Source organism: Pseudomonas sp. 05N36, from assembly GCF_056397385.1.
This window is the reverse complement of sequence record NZ_JBFTNH010000004.1, coordinates 126,310-140,860: the sequence shown is the minus strand read 5'-3', so window position 1 is coordinate 140,860 and position 14,551 is coordinate 126,310. Positions and strand designations below refer to the sequence as shown.

Annotated in this window: 17 protein-coding genes; 6 read left to right on the top strand and 11 right to left on the bottom strand. The window is 56.6% G+C overall.

Going from position 1 to position 14,551, the window contains the following annotated elements:
* Positions 1-2 precede the first annotated feature (2 nt).
* Positions 3-263, top strand: a complete 261-nt coding sequence (locus AC1DIH_RS07340) for an Ogr/Delta-like zinc finger protein (protein ID WP_477771186.1) — start codon at positions 3-5, stop codon at positions 261-263.
* On the opposite strand, the gene AC1DIH_RS07335 is transcribed toward AC1DIH_RS07340, so the two are convergent.
* From AC1DIH_RS07335 to AC1DIH_RS07300, 8 genes are all read right to left on the bottom strand, one after another.
* Positions 215-451: a hypothetical protein gene (locus tag AC1DIH_RS07335; RefSeq protein WP_477771344.1), complete on the bottom strand. Its 237-nt coding sequence runs from the start codon at positions 449-451 to the stop codon at positions 215-217. The two genes, AC1DIH_RS07340 and AC1DIH_RS07335, sit on opposite strands and share 49 nt — an antisense overlap.
* Positions 452-1,073: 622 nt before the next feature.
* On the bottom strand, positions 1,074-1,310 hold the full coding sequence (locus tag AC1DIH_RS07330) for a hypothetical protein (protein ID WP_477771185.1): 237 nt from the start codon (positions 1,308-1,310) through the stop codon (positions 1,074-1,076).
* Positions 1,307-1,585 (bottom strand): hypothetical protein, encoded by a 279-nt coding sequence (locus AC1DIH_RS07325; RefSeq protein ID WP_477771184.1) that lies wholly within the window; start codon positions 1,583-1,585, stop codon positions 1,307-1,309. Before AC1DIH_RS07325 ends, AC1DIH_RS07330 begins: the two co-directional genes overlap by 4 nt.
* Before the next feature lie 62 nt (positions 1,586-1,647).
* Complete coding sequence (locus AC1DIH_RS07320) at positions 1,648-1,899, bottom strand: hypothetical protein (protein ID WP_477771183.1); 252 nt, start codon at positions 1,897-1,899, stop codon at positions 1,648-1,650.
* A 14-nt stretch (positions 1,900-1,913) separates the two neighbouring features.
* On the bottom strand, positions 1,914-2,207 hold the full coding sequence (locus AC1DIH_RS07315) for a hypothetical protein (protein ID WP_477771182.1): 294 nt from the start codon (positions 2,205-2,207) through the stop codon (positions 1,914-1,916).
* Between the two features lie 92 nt (positions 2,208-2,299).
* A complete protein-coding gene (locus AC1DIH_RS07310; protein ID WP_477771181.1) occupies positions 2,300-2,584 on the bottom strand; it encodes a hypothetical protein in 285 nt (94 codons plus the stop codon).
* 95 nt (positions 2,585-2,679) lie between these two features.
* Complete coding sequence (locus AC1DIH_RS07305) at positions 2,680-5,334, bottom strand: toprim domain-containing protein (RefSeq protein ID WP_477771180.1); 2,655 nt, start codon at positions 5,332-5,334, stop codon at positions 2,680-2,682.
* Between the two features lie 11 nt (positions 5,335-5,345).
* Entirely contained in the window at positions 5,346-5,585 is a 240-nt protein-coding gene (locus tag AC1DIH_RS07300; RefSeq protein WP_477771179.1) for a hypothetical protein, read from the bottom strand.
* A gap of 65 nt (positions 5,586-5,650) precedes the next feature.
* Here AC1DIH_RS07300 and AC1DIH_RS07295 point away from each other — a divergent pair, with 65 nt between their 5' ends.
* The 5 genes from AC1DIH_RS07295 (at position 5,651) to AC1DIH_RS07275 (ending at position 9,850) form a co-directional block, all read left to right on the top strand.
* Positions 5,651-5,911, top strand: a complete 261-nt coding sequence (locus AC1DIH_RS07295; protein WP_477771178.1) for a helix-turn-helix domain-containing protein — start codon at positions 5,651-5,653, stop codon at positions 5,909-5,911.
* Positions 5,912-5,966: 55 nt separating this feature from the next.
* Entirely contained in the window at positions 5,967-7,127 is a 1,161-nt protein-coding gene (locus AC1DIH_RS07290; RefSeq protein WP_477771177.1) for a phage integrase, read from the top strand.
* Entirely contained in the window at positions 7,120-7,809 is a 690-nt protein-coding gene (locus tag AC1DIH_RS07285) for a crotonase/enoyl-CoA hydratase family protein (protein WP_477771176.1), read from the top strand. The genes AC1DIH_RS07290 and AC1DIH_RS07285 overlap by 8 nt, the downstream gene beginning before the upstream one ends.
* A 214-nt stretch (positions 7,810-8,023) precedes the next feature.
* Positions 8,024-8,746, top strand: a complete 723-nt coding sequence (locus tag AC1DIH_RS07280) for a 1-acylglycerol-3-phosphate O-acyltransferase (protein ID WP_477771175.1) — start codon at positions 8,024-8,026, stop codon at positions 8,744-8,746.
* A gap of 132 nt (positions 8,747-8,878) precedes the next feature.
* Entirely contained in the window at positions 8,879-9,850 is a 972-nt protein-coding gene (locus AC1DIH_RS07275) for a magnesium and cobalt transport protein CorA (protein ID WP_477771174.1), read from the top strand.
* Between the two features lie 108 nt (positions 9,851-9,958).
* Here AC1DIH_RS07275 and AC1DIH_RS07270 read toward each other — a convergent pair whose 3' ends face one another.
* From AC1DIH_RS07270 to AC1DIH_RS07260, 3 genes are all read right to left on the bottom strand, one after another.
* Positions 9,959-10,687, bottom strand: a complete 729-nt coding sequence (locus AC1DIH_RS07270) for an amidotransferase (protein WP_477771173.1) — start codon at positions 10,685-10,687, stop codon at positions 9,959-9,961.
* A 107-nt stretch (positions 10,688-10,794) separates the two neighbouring features.
* Positions 10,795-12,939: a 3-hydroxyacyl-CoA dehydrogenase NAD-binding domain-containing protein gene (locus AC1DIH_RS07265; RefSeq protein ID WP_477771172.1), complete on the bottom strand. Its 2,145-nt coding sequence runs from the start codon at positions 12,937-12,939 to the stop codon at positions 10,795-10,797.
* Positions 12,940-12,964: 25 nt separating this feature from the next.
* Positions 12,965-14,170, bottom strand: coding sequence for an acetyl-CoA C-acetyltransferase (locus AC1DIH_RS07260; protein WP_477771171.1), 1,206 nt, complete (start codon positions 14,168-14,170; stop codon positions 12,965-12,967).
* Positions 14,171-14,551 lie beyond the last annotated feature (381 nt).

The following is a 14,551-nucleotide window of genomic DNA, read 5'->3' as shown; positions in this document are numbered from 1 at the left end:
TTATGCGGGTGTACTGCACAGAGTGTGGCAGCAAAGGGCGGATTGCTTCGCGGGATGAACTGTCGAAGAAATTTGCCAAGCTCTACTGCCAATGCGGTGACGCTACGTGCGGCCACACCTGGGTGGCTAATCTGACCTTTTCTCACACCTTGAGCCCTTCAGCTCAAGCGGTTGACCGCCTGATGTTCGATCGGCTCCGCCACCTGACTCGCTCTCAACAGCGAGAACTTTTTGAGCAGCTGGGTGCGCAACCTGTTCTGTAGTTTTTCAACTTCAGTTCGAATTCGTCGAATTGCTCAACTAGATCAGCGCTTATATCGATAAAGCCGTTTCTAGCACGCTCAGACAATTGGTGTTCTGAGGCGGACGCACCCATCAAAAATATGAATTTATTACCGAGGCTTTGAGCGTCGTCAATCAATTCTGTCATTTTGGCTTCCGCGTCAATCATTGTAAAACTTCCTGTTTGGATGGGGTTGATTGGCCGAAGTTTAGTTAGCGTTATTTTGAATCGTCAAGACTTTTTTAAAGTCTTGTAAAACTTTCAATAATCGGCATTTTATTTTTATGGAGGGGCTTATGGCACGTTTCGTTGTGTAGTCGCACCCAGCGTAGGAAGGGGTTTGGCCTGTGGTTATGCCGCCGTCATTCCGGTAGTAAAGAATTAACGAAATGACCAATTCGTTAATTATGTATGTATGTACATAAGTGAAAATGGCCAACGGTACAAAAGGGTCATAGTCGCTAAAACGCTATGGCGTCAAAGCGTCAAGGGCGCTTCGGTATAGTGATGCTGTGCCGAGAGCTCAGATAGCAAGTGATGGTTAATTACCGATCACTTGCTTCGATATAATGATTGCATTTGCTATGTGTTGTTGGCGCCCTAGTAGGGTTTTTGATTGCATTTTGGCGATTATCATCTAGCGGAAGTTATAGCTTTCATTGTTCGGTATAACGATATTGATCCGTCATGGTTGTCGGGTTGAGGTTGTGGGACGGTACGAAAAAGGGCGCCGAGAAGGCGCCCTGTTCGTTTGAGTTGTCAGTTTTTTAGCCGCTAAATGTTTCAGACCTTAGCTGATCAGGCCATCGATTTTGACCACTCCGTAGCGTCGCTGTCCGTTCGAGTTTTCAAAAGCAGCGACCAGTTGCCCACCTGGCAGCGGAATCTGCACCAGGCCATTACCGGTGTTGTGATACAGCAGGCGTGTGGCTTCTACCAGGTGAAAGTCGGTTGGTAGCTCTAACTGTTGGCGAGCCTGTCGCTGCTGATCGTCTGACACGGCGATAAATTGTCTGTCAATAATCATGCTCGCGCTCCATTGAGGTGTTGTCGATCGGCGAGCAGTTCCGCAACAACGGCGGCATCTTGCTCAGTGAGGTCGCCCATGGCTTGGGCCAGGCCAGCGACACTCCGGAGGTGTACGAGGGCGTCTGGCGTCTTATGGATCTGGTAGCCGATCAGTGCCGCGCCGACCACAGCGGTGGCCAGCATTCGACGGGATGGTTTAAAGACGCTACGAGCGGCCTGCTGCGGTGCTGTGGTAGCCTTCATTTCACTGCTGCTTGGGTGCTGTGCTTGCATGGTGTTGCTCCTTTTGTGGTGGTTGGTGTCGGGGAGGTGCGAACTCCTCGACACCGTCTCTATCAGGCTTGCCGCAATAGGCTTGCCGTGAATACCGGGCGCTGCTCACAGCGCACCTCAAACAACCCCAAGTCGTGACCGTCTACGTCCTGCATGTGCACGACGGTGATGAACGTCGGGGTGTCTTCCGGGTGATCCCTCCAGTGTGCGGCGGCTGCCAGTTCGGCCAGGTCCTCGGCTGTGCGCTGTTCGACGTAGTCGGACGGCAGCGGAAGCTGACCCGGTAAGGTGTTGGCGCAGTAGCGAATAATCATTGCGACTTCTCCGCTCAGGCCTGGCGCACCAGATGCACGACGAAATCGGACGGAATCCCCGAGTGAATGCCCCGTGCTTTTAGCTCCATAACAGCCTGGATCTGGAACTGGGTGCAGTCGTCAGCCAAAAACTGCTTGGCACCGGCCATGGCCTTATCGGCAATCTGGTTGATGAAGAACGGGGTTGTGCAGTGTTCGCCGACAATGATTGGTACCTCGATCCCTTGGTCTTTCAATTCGGTTTGGATGGCGCGCAGACGGGTGGTTTTGCCGGTGCCTTGGTCGCCGGTGATGACTTGTATTTGCATGGTGTTGCTCCTTTTTTTGCTGGTTGAATCGGGCGCCGCGCCCGAAATAATTCCGCGTGTGCCCGGGGTGTACCCCGGAATATCCGGAACGGCTAAAAGTTGAAGGACGCTAGCCCACGGAATACGGGGCTTTCAGGGCGGTAGGTGCTTGGAACACCAAGCCGGAACATTGCAGAACAGAATTTATTCAAAATCTGCTGTAGGCCTTGATTTACAAGGGCTAGCGCCGTGTTCTGGCAAATACCTTTGGTGGAACACTTACAGAACAGGAAACAGAAAGATGTTCCGGTGTGATCCAGCGTGTTCTGGTCAGTGGTGATGCGGCGTGGTTGGTTATCTATCTGTTTTTTATAGATATTTTTCTTATAAATATTCATGTTCCAGATGTTCCGCCTAACCATTGGCCACACACGCATCCCCTTAAAAACACTGGTTTGCCCCCGTACACGTCTTTTTATCCCCAGGACGTTCATCAGGATTTGCTCCCCTTCCGGAACAGCCAGCAGTTGAGCGAGCGCTTCTCAATGACCGAGCGGACTTTGCGAGTCTCGACAAAGGTGTGTGAGGTGCTGAGCGGCAGCGCGCGGTGCAATTGAGTCGCGTGAATGACTTCCTGGCCAGCGAGACGACAGGCGTTGTGGAAGTGCTCGATGTTGATGGCGATCAGGCTTTTATCAGCGCTGTGGTTGAGCGTTTCCTGAATGACTTCACGATCGCCAAACTCATCGCTGATCGAAACCACTCTTTCATTGAGGTAGTGATAGATCTGCCAGAAGCGCCCAGCTGTTGGGTTCTCAGTGCTTACACGCTGCTGCCGATCGATGGCGCGGCGTTCTATGTGCTTGATGACTTGTTCCAGGGCGTCGTCGCTCCAGTCCGGGAACAGCGCTTGTGTGGCTTTTGTGGCTGCCATCATCTGCGCATGACAAAGCACGATCCGTTGGTGCTGAAGAACAGGGTTTGCTTGCAGACGTTGCTCGTATTCTGGAAACGCATCGAAGTAGCGCTGGAGCCAGGCTGACTCCTGCCCAATGCAATGCCCCAGGTATCCGGCCAATTGCTCGACGGGCAGGCTATTCAAACCAGTGGCGAGAACCTTCAAGGCAGGGGTGTGATGCGCCCTGTTCGCGTGAAAATGGCTGATGCGGGTCAGGATCGCCTCGGAGCCCTCAACACTGGCGTTCTGAGCAATGCACAGAGCCGCAAGGAAAATCAGGCTGTCAGTGTCGTTGCTTGAGGACTTCACCCCTACAGTGCGAAGCGTGGCGTTGTGGTCAAACAGGGCTTTCCACTTTTCCCAGTTGTATTGACTGACTACCGTACGGCCCTGAGCGTCGACGCTCTGGCTGTCAGACTCGATCAGCACCACCGGAAAGTTACTGACCTGGGACAGGGCACGGGTCAGGCCGATGGCGCTGGCGCCGTCGCTGTTGGGCTTGATGCCTTCATAGTTGGAACGGCCGACTAAACGCCACAGAAAACGCAGCAAGCTGGACTTGCCGGCGCCGGCATCGCCGGTCAGCTCTAGGAACGGCCAAGACTCCTGTTTGGTTCGGATCTGCTGCACGAACAGCGTGGCAGTCCACCACGACAACGCTGCGAGCCCGTTCAGGTGATGCACTGCAAAGAAGTCGGAAAACCAGCTCGGGTCGAAGTCATTGCCACGGACAATCGCCAGGCTATTGAGCGAGGTTTTCAGACCGATTTTTCCGATTTCAAGGTATCCGTGGTTGTTGGCCAGGTACTCACGCCCTTTGTGGTAGCCGAACTTCTGAAAGCAGTAGGTTTTGCTGGCCGCGTCGTAGCCGACGAAGGGCAGCGATCGCACAGTCAGAGCATTGTCCAACCACTTGCTGCGCAGCATGGCCAAGACCTTTTCTCCGCCTTCGAAGTTGCCGCCAGGTGTGCGCTCCAGCAGCGATTTGGCGAAGCTTCTCGGATCGCCGATCGAGTTCGGCGCCAGGGGCTCCTTGCAGTTCTGTGCCGCGTTGGGAAAGTTGAATTGAAAGAAGAACTGCTGGTCACCGCTGATCGCATCGCGCTGGATGTATTCAAAGCGCGGCACGCAGTTGGCCACCTGCTTGATGTCGCAGTATTTGTAGAAAAGCTGCTCTCGAGCGACCGCGGCTTCGTCTTCCCGTGGTTTGTTCAGTTCATCGGAATTCACCTTGGCGGAGTAGAGGCGTTCGCCGAAGTCCAGCAGGAAGAAGTTGAGCGGCTTCTTCTTGTGGAGCAGGTAGGCCTTTTTCGCAGGGCTCTCGGCGATGAAGATTCGCCCTTGGTAGTTGGCCTCCTGCATGAACGCGTCGTTCAGCTGGCCATCGCGGTACACGTCGTCCCAATCGCGGTCGTTGCCGGCGAGGGCCACCCATGCCAGCTCTTCACGGGCAAGCAGCTGGCTGCGGTACTTCGGAATAACTGAGTGTCCGGCCGCGTCGTCGTCCAGGGCGATGATCCAGCGAACCTTCAGGCCCTTGTGCGCCTCGATGATGTCCCAAGGGAAGTTGTTGGCTGAGATAGACGCGATAGCCTTGTAGCCAGCCAGGAACAAAGCGATAGCGTGGAAGATGCCCTCTACGACGTAGACGGTGTCTCCTTGCTCGATGGACATGCCAGGCGGAACCCAGGCGCCGCCCTTGTAGGACATCTTGGATTTGATGCCGGCTTTGTCCCCGCCATTGGCAGTGACCATCGTCGCGTCAATGATTCGTTCCCAGTAGCCGTCACAGAGCTGGAAACGGACGGTATCAGCCCACTGGCCATCCTTCATTTTGCGTCGACTCTGCTCGTACCAGCCTTTCATCTTGCTGATATCAAAGCCGCGATTACGCTGTAGGTAGGCGTCGGCCGTCGCGGTCGGATTTATCTCTGTACGCGGAAACCGCTCGCTGAGGTTTTCGAACAGGTGGCTGTAGCGCTCGCGAGTTTTCTCTTCGAACTGGCACTGGTTGAGGCGGTTGCACTTGAGCTGGTACGGCTGCTTGCGAGCGATGTACAGCGTGCGTTCGCCACAGCCTGGGCAGACGCCTTTCTGAAAGTAGGTGCTGCCGATGTCCTTGAAGTCCAGGTCGTGGTCATGCTCCAGGGCGGCGACCACTTCCAGGCGGTAGATATCTTCGAACTGCATTTGCCGGCTCCTTACGCTTCACCGGCTTTTGTTTTGGATTTTCCGCCGCGTACACGCTCGGCTTGCTCTGCCGCCTCCATTGCGAGGTGAATCATGTTGATGAAGACGGTTCCTTTCTTTTGGCCCGGCTCCTTTTCCCTGACCAAAATCATTCCTTGGTCGATTTTGTGACGCACAGAGCGCTCTGAGAGCCCAGCACGACGCGCAAACTCATCTGGGGTCACGTATGGCGTGTCGATTACAACCTGCATTTGGTATTCTCCTTGGGCATATATTCTGAAATAGTTCCAGATCTGGAACTATATTGGTTCCACAAATGGAACTTGTCAAGGGAGAGATCGTGGAGATTCCAGCGAAGCTGAAGGCGATACGGGCGAAGGAAGCGCTAACTCAAAGCGAGTTCTGTGAGGTGATGGGATTTAGCATCAGCACCCTAAAAAAATATGAGGCTGGTATTTCTGAAATGGGCGCCCCTCCCCTTTTCAAGATCGTCAATCACCCGCGCTTCAAGAAGTACACCCTCTGGCTCATGACCGGCGACACCGCTCCCGAGTGCGGCCAAATCAGCCCCCTCTAATCTTTGGCAAGGAACGTTTCGTGCCCTCTCATTCAATGCAGCGCGCAATCAGCCAATGTCTTTAAAAAAGCTTGAGTCTGGCGAATGGCTTGTGGACTGCCGGCCAGACGGGCGTGCCGGCGCGCGAGTAAGAAAGAAGTTTCGAACAAAGAACGAAGCGATGGTGTTCGAACGTCGCCTGATGGGTGACGGTGCCAAAGGAGAGTTTGAGAGGAAGCCAAAACAGGACGAGCGCCGGCTGTCAGATCTTGTATCCCTATGGTTCAAGCTTCACGGCTGTCACCTGAAGAGAGGGGAAAAATGCCGGGCGTTCCTTGATCGAATGGTCACGAACCTAGGTGACCCCCGCGCAGTTGATTTCTCAGCGAGTAGCTTTACTCAATACCGGTCGGACAGGTTGGCTGGGAAATGGGGACGAGCGAAAGTCGATGAAACCGGAAAACGAGACGGAACCACTGCGCCAATCTCAGCCAATACAGCCAATCACGAGCTGAGTTACCTTCGCGCCGTATTCAATGAATTGGAGCGTCTAGGCGAATGGTCAGGTGAGAATCCGCTGTCCAAAGTACGGGCGTTGAAGTTTGATCAAAGCGAAATGTCGTACCTCTCAAGCGAGCAGATATCGTGCTTGTTGACCCGCCTGGATCAAGAAAAGTCAGACGTAGGTGTTATTGCTCGAGTATGCCTTTCGACAGGGGCACGTTGGGCAGAAGCGGCAAATCTTGAGCCCAACCAGGTGCGAGATAGTCGGATCTACTTCACACGCACCAAGTCATCGAAAAATCGTACGGTGCCAATCTCGTCGACGCTAGAGGATCGGTTGACCAAAGCAATGCCGTTCAAGTCATCCTACCGGGAAACTTGGTACGCCTTCGCAGATGTCGTCAATGAGCTGGCCTTAGGTTTGCCTAAAGGTCAGATGACCCACGTACTGCGTCATACCTTCGCCAGTCACTACATGATGAACGGCGGAGACATCCTCACGTTGCAGCGTGTGCTTGGCCACTCGACCCTAGAAATGACCATCCGCTATGCCCACTTCAGCCCAGGACATCTTGCGGAAGTGGTCAATCTGAACCCATTAGCCGATGAGCGTGGACACTTTGTGGACACTGCGCAACAACCAGCAATGCGAAGCGAACATTCAAATACCCACCAACCCCTTAACACAAAGGGGAATAACGACAAAACAACAAAAGGAATGCAACATGAGTGACCTGATTTCCTACCACCTCGAAGACGGTATCGCGACCCTGACCTTGAGCAATGGCAAGGTCAATGCCATCTCGCCGGACGTGATTGCCGCGTTTAATGCTGCGCTGGATCAAGCGGTGACGGATCGTGCGGTGGTGATCATCACCGGTCAGCCAGGCATTCTGTCGGGCGGTTATGACTTGAAGGTGATGACGGCCGGCCCTAAAGAAGCCGTGAGCCTGGTGACCGCTGGTTCGACCCTCGCCCGTCGTCTGTTGTCGCACCCTTTCCCGGTGATCGTCGCGTGCCCTGGACATGCAGTGGCCAAGGGCGCGTTCATTCTGTTGTCGGCCGATTACCGGATTGGTGTCGACGGCCCGTTCAGCATTGGCCTGAACGAAGTGCAAATCGGCATGACCATGCACCACGCCGGCATCGAATTGGCCCGTGATCGCCTGCGCAAGTCGGCGTTCCACCGTTCGGTGATCAACGCCGAGATGTTCGATCCGCAGGGCGCTGTGGATGCTGGCTTCCTCGACAAGGTCGTTTCTGCCGAAGAACTGCAAGGTGCGGCCCTGGCCATGGCGCGTCAGTTGAAGAAGATCAACATGACCGCGCACAAGAACACCAAGCTCAAAGTACGCAAGGCCCTGCTGGAGATGTTGGACAACGCGATCATCCTCGATCAGGAACACTTGGTTTAATCCCGAAAGCGCTGCGACGAAAAGCCCGACCGCCGAGTCGGGCTTTTTCTTGCCTGATCTGTTTAGAGTCCTTCAGCCGCTCTACTCCGCATCTGACGCTATCAGTCTGAAACATGCGCTTAAACATCGCCTATCTCCTACCTCTATAGCGGCAATTGCCGAAAACAGTGCACATCCGTACACTGCGCCACCTTTTGTCCCGGCGGGCCTGTAGATGCTGTATCTGTTTCGCATGTTATTGATGGGCCTGCATTTTGCTGTAGCGGGTGTGCTCGGTGTGGTGCTTGGCCTGTGCCGACCGTTCAATCCGGATAACAGTCGTTTGTGCGCGCGCCTTTATGCCTGGCCGGCGATGTGCATTTTGCGATTGCGGGTGAAGACCGACGTCGCTGGGCTGACGAACAAGACCCAAAGCTGCGTGGTGATCGCCAACCATCAGTCCAACTACGATCTGTTCGTGCTGGGCAATGTGGTGCCGCACCGCACCGTGTGCATCGGCAAGAAAAGCCTGAAGTGGGTGCCGTTGTTCGGGCAGCTGTTCTGGCTGGCGGGTAATGTGTTGATTGACCGTGGCAATGCGCACAAGGCTCGGCAGTCGATGCTCACCACCACCAACACCTTGCAGCACAAGGACACCTCGATCTGGGTGTTCCCGGAAGGCACGCGCAACCTGGGTGAAGAGTTGCTGCCATTCAAGAAAGGTGCGTTCCAGATGGCCATCGCTGCCGGGGTGCCAATCGTGCCCGTGTGCGTCAGCAGCTACATCAACCAGATGCGTCTGAACCGCTGGCGCAGCGGCAAGATCCTGATCCGCTCGCTGCCGGCGATTCCTACCGCCGGATTGAGCATGGACGACATGCCGATGCTGATCGCCCAGTGCCGCGAACAGATGCGCGAGTGCATTGAATCGATGGATCGACAACTGCAAGCAGCCTGAATGAAGCCCGCCTCGTGCGGGCTTCTTTTTGCCGGCGAACTTCGCTGATTTTGCTGACTCTCAAGCTTAAGAGCAGGATAATCTGGTCATTGCCTGTCATTGCCATTTGCCAAGAAGAAGTGAATAAGAATTATGGGTAGAGTCGTTGCGGCTGCGGTCTACAGTGCCGGTAAGAGAGTCACCGATATCACCCTTGATGAGGGCGCCGCCTGGGCTGCAAAACCCGGTCACTTTGTATGGATCGGCCTCGAAGAGCCGAACGCCCAGGAGCTGGCCAACCTGCAACGTCAGTTCGGCCTGCACGAACTGGCAATTGAAGACGCCCTGGATAAACACAGCCGATCGAAGCTGGAAACCTTTGGCGATGCGCTGTTCATCGTCACGTACTCGCCGGTGCGCCATGAGGGCAAACTGGAGTTCATCGAAACCCACATCTTTGCCGGCAAGGGGTACATCATCACCTGCCGTAACGGTCACTCGGCGTCCTACGCCCATGTGCGCCAACGCTGTGAGGCGCGTCCGCTGTTGCTTGAGCACGGCGAAGATTTCGTGCTCTACGCCCTGCTCGATTTCGTCATCGCAAACTATCAGCCAGTGGGCGAAGCGATCCATAGCGAGATCGATGAGCTGGAGCGTAACGTGCTGTGCAGCACGCTCAACGAAAAGGACATTCAGAACCTTCATGGATTGCGTCGCGACGTATTGCGCCTGCGCCGTTATGCGGCGCCGATGGTGGAAATCAGTGAAGAGCTGCAGAAGCTGAGCTTCCCGTTCATTGACAAGAACATGCGCCCGTACTTTCGCGATGTGCAGATCCATGTCACGCGGCAGATGGAAGACCTGACGACGTTACGTGACATTGCCAGCCAGACCATCGAGATTGGCGTATTGCTGGAAGCGGCCCGACAAAGCGTGGTGCAGCGCAAGTTTGCAGCCTGGGCGGCCATTCTGGCGTTCCCGACGGCGGTGGCCGGTATCTACGGGATGAACTTTCAGAACATGCCGGAGCTGAGCTGGCACTACGGCTATTTTGTGGTGCTGGGGTTTATGACCGTGGGATGTTTCGCGTTGTGGGCGAGCTTCAAGCGGTCGGGCTGGTTATAACGGCAGGATGCATGGCGAGCGCTTCGCGCTCGATCGCGGGCAAGCCACGCTCCCACAGGGTTCAGGTGTACCTGTGAGAGCGTGGCTTGCCCGCGGTGCTTTCAGGTTTTAAACGGATTTTGTCTCGGGTTTGTGGGCCACAAACCGCATCATCCACTCGGCAACGRTGGTGCCGTGGTGCTCTTGCGCCAGGCTTTCCATACCTTTCTGATAGACCTGTTCGCCCAGGTGCTGCTGGCGGATTTCCAGCAACGCCCGCGAGTAATCGTGAATGAACTCCGGGTGGCCCTGGAAGCACAGCACCTGGTCGTTGATGTGATACGCGGCGTACGGGCAAAAATCACTGGATGCGATCACCGTAGCGTTTTCCGGTAGCGCGGTGACCTGATCCTGGTGGCTGATCAGCAGTGTCAGTTCTTCCTTCACCGGGCTCATCCACGGCGCTTTGGCGGCCAGTTTGTACTTGTGGATGCCAACCCCCCAACCCTGGGTCGCGCGCTCGCTTTTGCCACCCAGCAGCAGCGCCAGCAATTGATGGCCAAAGCACACGCCCAGCAGCTTGTCGCCGCGCTTATAGCGCGACAGCAGATAAGTCTTGAGGGTTTGAATCCACGGGTCGGAACCGAACGAATCAGCCTTGCTGCCGGTCACCAGATAGGCATCGAAACTCAGGTCATCGCTTGGGTATTCGCCCTGCATGACGTTGTAGACAGTGAATTCGGCAGCGATGGGTTGCTGCGAAAACAGACGCTGGAACATCTGCCCGTAACCCTGATATTGATCGACCAACTCTGGACGCAGGATGTCGGTTTCCAGAATGCAGATGCGTAACGACATAAAAAATACCTGACACGATAGAGGCGATAGTGCACACCCAGAGCCTGCCTTGAAACGCGGGGTCAGGCAAGCCCGGTGCGCACCGCCAATCCCTCAGAGCGACTCCCTCAGAACAACGCGCCCTTCGCGGCTTTTTCCAGCAACAAAGCCGGCGGCGTAAAGCGCTTGCCGTACTGCTCGGCCAGGTATTGGGCGCGGGCAACAAAGTCCTTAACGCCATATTGGTTGATGAACTGCAAAGCACCGCCGGTCCAGGCGGCGAAACCAATGCCGAAGATCGAACCGATGTTGGCATCGGCCGTCGACAGCAGCACGCCCTCCTCCACACAGCGCACGGTTTCAATGGCTTGCACAAACAGCAAGCGATCGCGTACATCCTGTGGCGATATCTGCCCGTCAGCTTTCTCGAAACGCGTTTTCAGCTCTGGCCACAAATGTTTCTGTCCACCGGCCGGGTATTCATAGAAACCGCCACCCGCGGCTTTACCGGGACGCTGGCATTCGTTGAGCAGCAGATCGATCACCGCAAACGCCGGGTGCGCGGGCAGCGGTTTGCCTTCGGCTTGCAGGTCCTTGGCAGTTTGCTGACGGATATGGCTCATCAGGCTCAGGGAAACTTCGTCGGAGATCGCCAGCGGACCTATCGGCATTCCAGCCTTGCGCGCCTCGGTCTCGATCATCGGCGCCGAGATACCCTCACCGAGCATGGCGATACCTTCATTGGTAAAAGTGCCGAAGACTCGCGAGGTGAAGAAGCCACGGCTGTCGTTGACCACAATCGGGGTTTTCTTGATTTGCAGGACGAAATCAAAACCACGGGCCAGGGTTTCATCGCTGGTATTGGCACCTTTGATGATTTCCACCAGCGGCATTTTGTCGACCGGGCTGAAGAAGTGCAGGCCGATGAATTTCGACTGATCCGGCACGGCGGTCGCCAGACCACTGATTGGCAAGGTCGAGGTATTGGAAGCAATGACCGCGTCTGCCCCGACGACTTTTTGTGCGGCGGACGAGACCCTGGCTTTCAGCTCGCGGTCTTCGAACACCGCTTCGATGATCAGGTCACAGCCCGCCAGATCGGCATCCTGCTCCGTGGTCTTGATCCGCGCCAGGGTGGCGTCACGCTGCTCCGGGCCCAGCTGACCACGGGCGACTTTTTTGTCCAGCAGTGCTGCCGAATGGGCCTTGCCCTTCTCGGCTGCCGCCAGGTTGATGTCCTTGAGCACCACGTCGATACCGGCCACGGCGCCGACATAGGCGATCCCGGCACCCATCATGCCCGCGCCGAGTACACCGAGTTTTTTCGTCACGTGCGGCGCAAAATCCGCAGGACGCGAGCCGCCAGCGTTGATCTCGTTGAGCTGGAACCAGAAGGTGCCGATCATGTTCTTCGCCACCTGGCCGGTAGTCAGCTCGGTGAAGTAGCGGGTTTCGATCAACTGCGCCGTGTCGAAATCAACCTGAGCGCCCTCAACCGCGGCGCAGAGGATCTTCTCCGGCGCCGGCAGGCAACCCTGGGTTTTGCTTCGCAGAATCGACGGCGCGATGGCCAGCATCTGCGCGACTTTCGGGTTCGACGGCGTGCCGCCGGGAATCTGGTAACCGCTCATATCCCAAGGCTGCTTGACCGTCGGGTTGGCAACAATCCAGGCTCGTGCCTTGGCCAGCAGTTCATCACGATCCGCCGCCAGCTCATCGACCAAACCGGCTTGCAGGGCTTGCTGCGGCCGGACTTTCTTGCCTTCGAGCAGATACGGCAGCGCCTTCTCCAGACCCAGCAGGCGCACCATGCGCACCACCCCACCGCCACCCGGCAGCAGCCCCAGCGTGACTTCCGGCAAACCGATCTGCACCGACGAATTGTCCAGCGCAATGCGGTGATGGCAGGCCAGGCAGATTTCCCAACCGCCACCCTGCGCCGCGCCATTGATCGCGGCGACTACCGGTTTGCCGAGCGTCTCCAGTGTCCGCAGCTGAGCCTTGAGTGTCAGCACCATGTCGTAGAAGGCTTTGGCCTGAGGCTTGCCGACCTTGATCAGCTCGTTGAGATCGCCGCCGGCAAAGAAGGTTTTTTTCGCGGAGGTGATGATCACTCCGGCAATCGAATCCTTGTCGGCCACCAGACGAGCAACGCAACCAGCCATGGCCTCGCGGTACACCGCGTTCATGGTATTGGCGCTCTGGCCCGGCATGTCGATGGTCAGGACGACGATCTGATCCTGGGCTTTTTCATAACGAATGGCATCGGTCATGGCAATTTTCCTTGAAGTCGGAGGCTCAGAGGCGTTCGATGATGGTGGCGATGCCCATGCCGCCGCCGACACAGAGGGTTGCCAGGCCGTAGCGCAACTGCTGCGCTTCCAGTTCATCGAGCAAGGTGCCGAGGATCGCGCAACCGGTGGCGCCCAGCGGGTGGCCCATGGCGATAGAGCCGCCGTTGACGTTGACCTTGGCCGGATCGATGGCCATGTCCTTGATGAACTTGAGCACCACCGAGGCGAACGCTTCGTTGACCTCGAACAGATCGATGTCCTCGACCCGCAGCCCGGCCCTGGCCAAGGCCTTGCGAGTGGCCGGCGCCGGACCGGTGAGCATGATGGTCGGATCGGTGCTGGTGACCGCCGTGGCGACGATTCGCGCCCGTGGCTGCAAGCCCAGTGCCCGACCTTTGGCTTCGGAGCCGATCAACATCAGCGCCGCGCCGTCGACGATCCCCGAGCTGTTGCCGGGCGTGTGAACGTGATTGATTCGCTCCACGTGGCTGTAGACCCGCAACGCGGTAGCGTCGAAACCCATTTGCCCGAGCATCTCGAAGCTCGGCTTGAGCTTGCCCAAACCTTCCAGCGTCGACTCGGCGCGAATGAACTCATCATGATCCAGCAGGACGATGCCGTTCTGGTCCTGCACCGGCACCAGGGACTTTTTGAACGAGCCATCCGCCCGTGCCCGCGCAGCCTTCTGTTGAGAATGCAGCGCGTACGTATCGACGTCTTGACGGCTGAAGCCCTCAATCGTGGCGATCAGGTCGGCGCCCACGCCCTGCGGGGTGAAATGGCTGTGCAGGTTGGTCTGCGGATCCAGCGCCCAGGCGCCACCGTCGCTGCCCATCGTCACCCGCGACATGGACTCGACGCCGCCGACCACGACCAGATCTTCAAAGCCGGAACGCACTTTCATCGCCCCAAGATTCACCGCTTCCAGTCCGGACGCGCAGAAGCGGTTGATTTGCACACCCGCGACGCTCACGTCCCAGTCGGCCACCAACGCTGCGGTTTTGGCGATATCGGCGCCCTGATCGCCAATCGGCGTGACACAGCCGATCACGATGTCATCGACCTCGCGGGTGTCGAGTTGCGTCCGCTGTTGCAGAGCGCCGAGCAAGCCTGCCAGCAGGTTCACCGGTTTGACGCTGTGCAAGGCGCCATCAGCCTTGCCACGGCCACGGGGCGTACGTAACGCGTCGAAAATCAAAGCTTGGGTCATGACGTCCTCGTACCGCTGGGCAGGTGAATAGTTGACGAGTTCTCACCTTAGGCTCAGCAGCGGCGGATTCAATGACCGAAGCGCTCAACGGCCTTGACGGTCACGCTCAGACGAACGGTAGTGAGCTATCGGATTAATCGATGCAGGTCACGGAACGGTCTAGCAAAAGGCCGGTAAAGCAGATGGCAGTATGCCTCATAGCTTTTTAGAAGCCGCTTGCTCTTACTTGATACGAAATGGATCTAAAGCACAGCCTGCGGGGCCCCTAATGTAAACCTTACGAGGTTGTCGTCGGGTTTTGCCGAGGCGCCCGTGAGAAAGGAATTACAGCGCTTTGCCGTCATGGAGAAATGCAGGCAAGCATTCGACGCTCAGGAAATA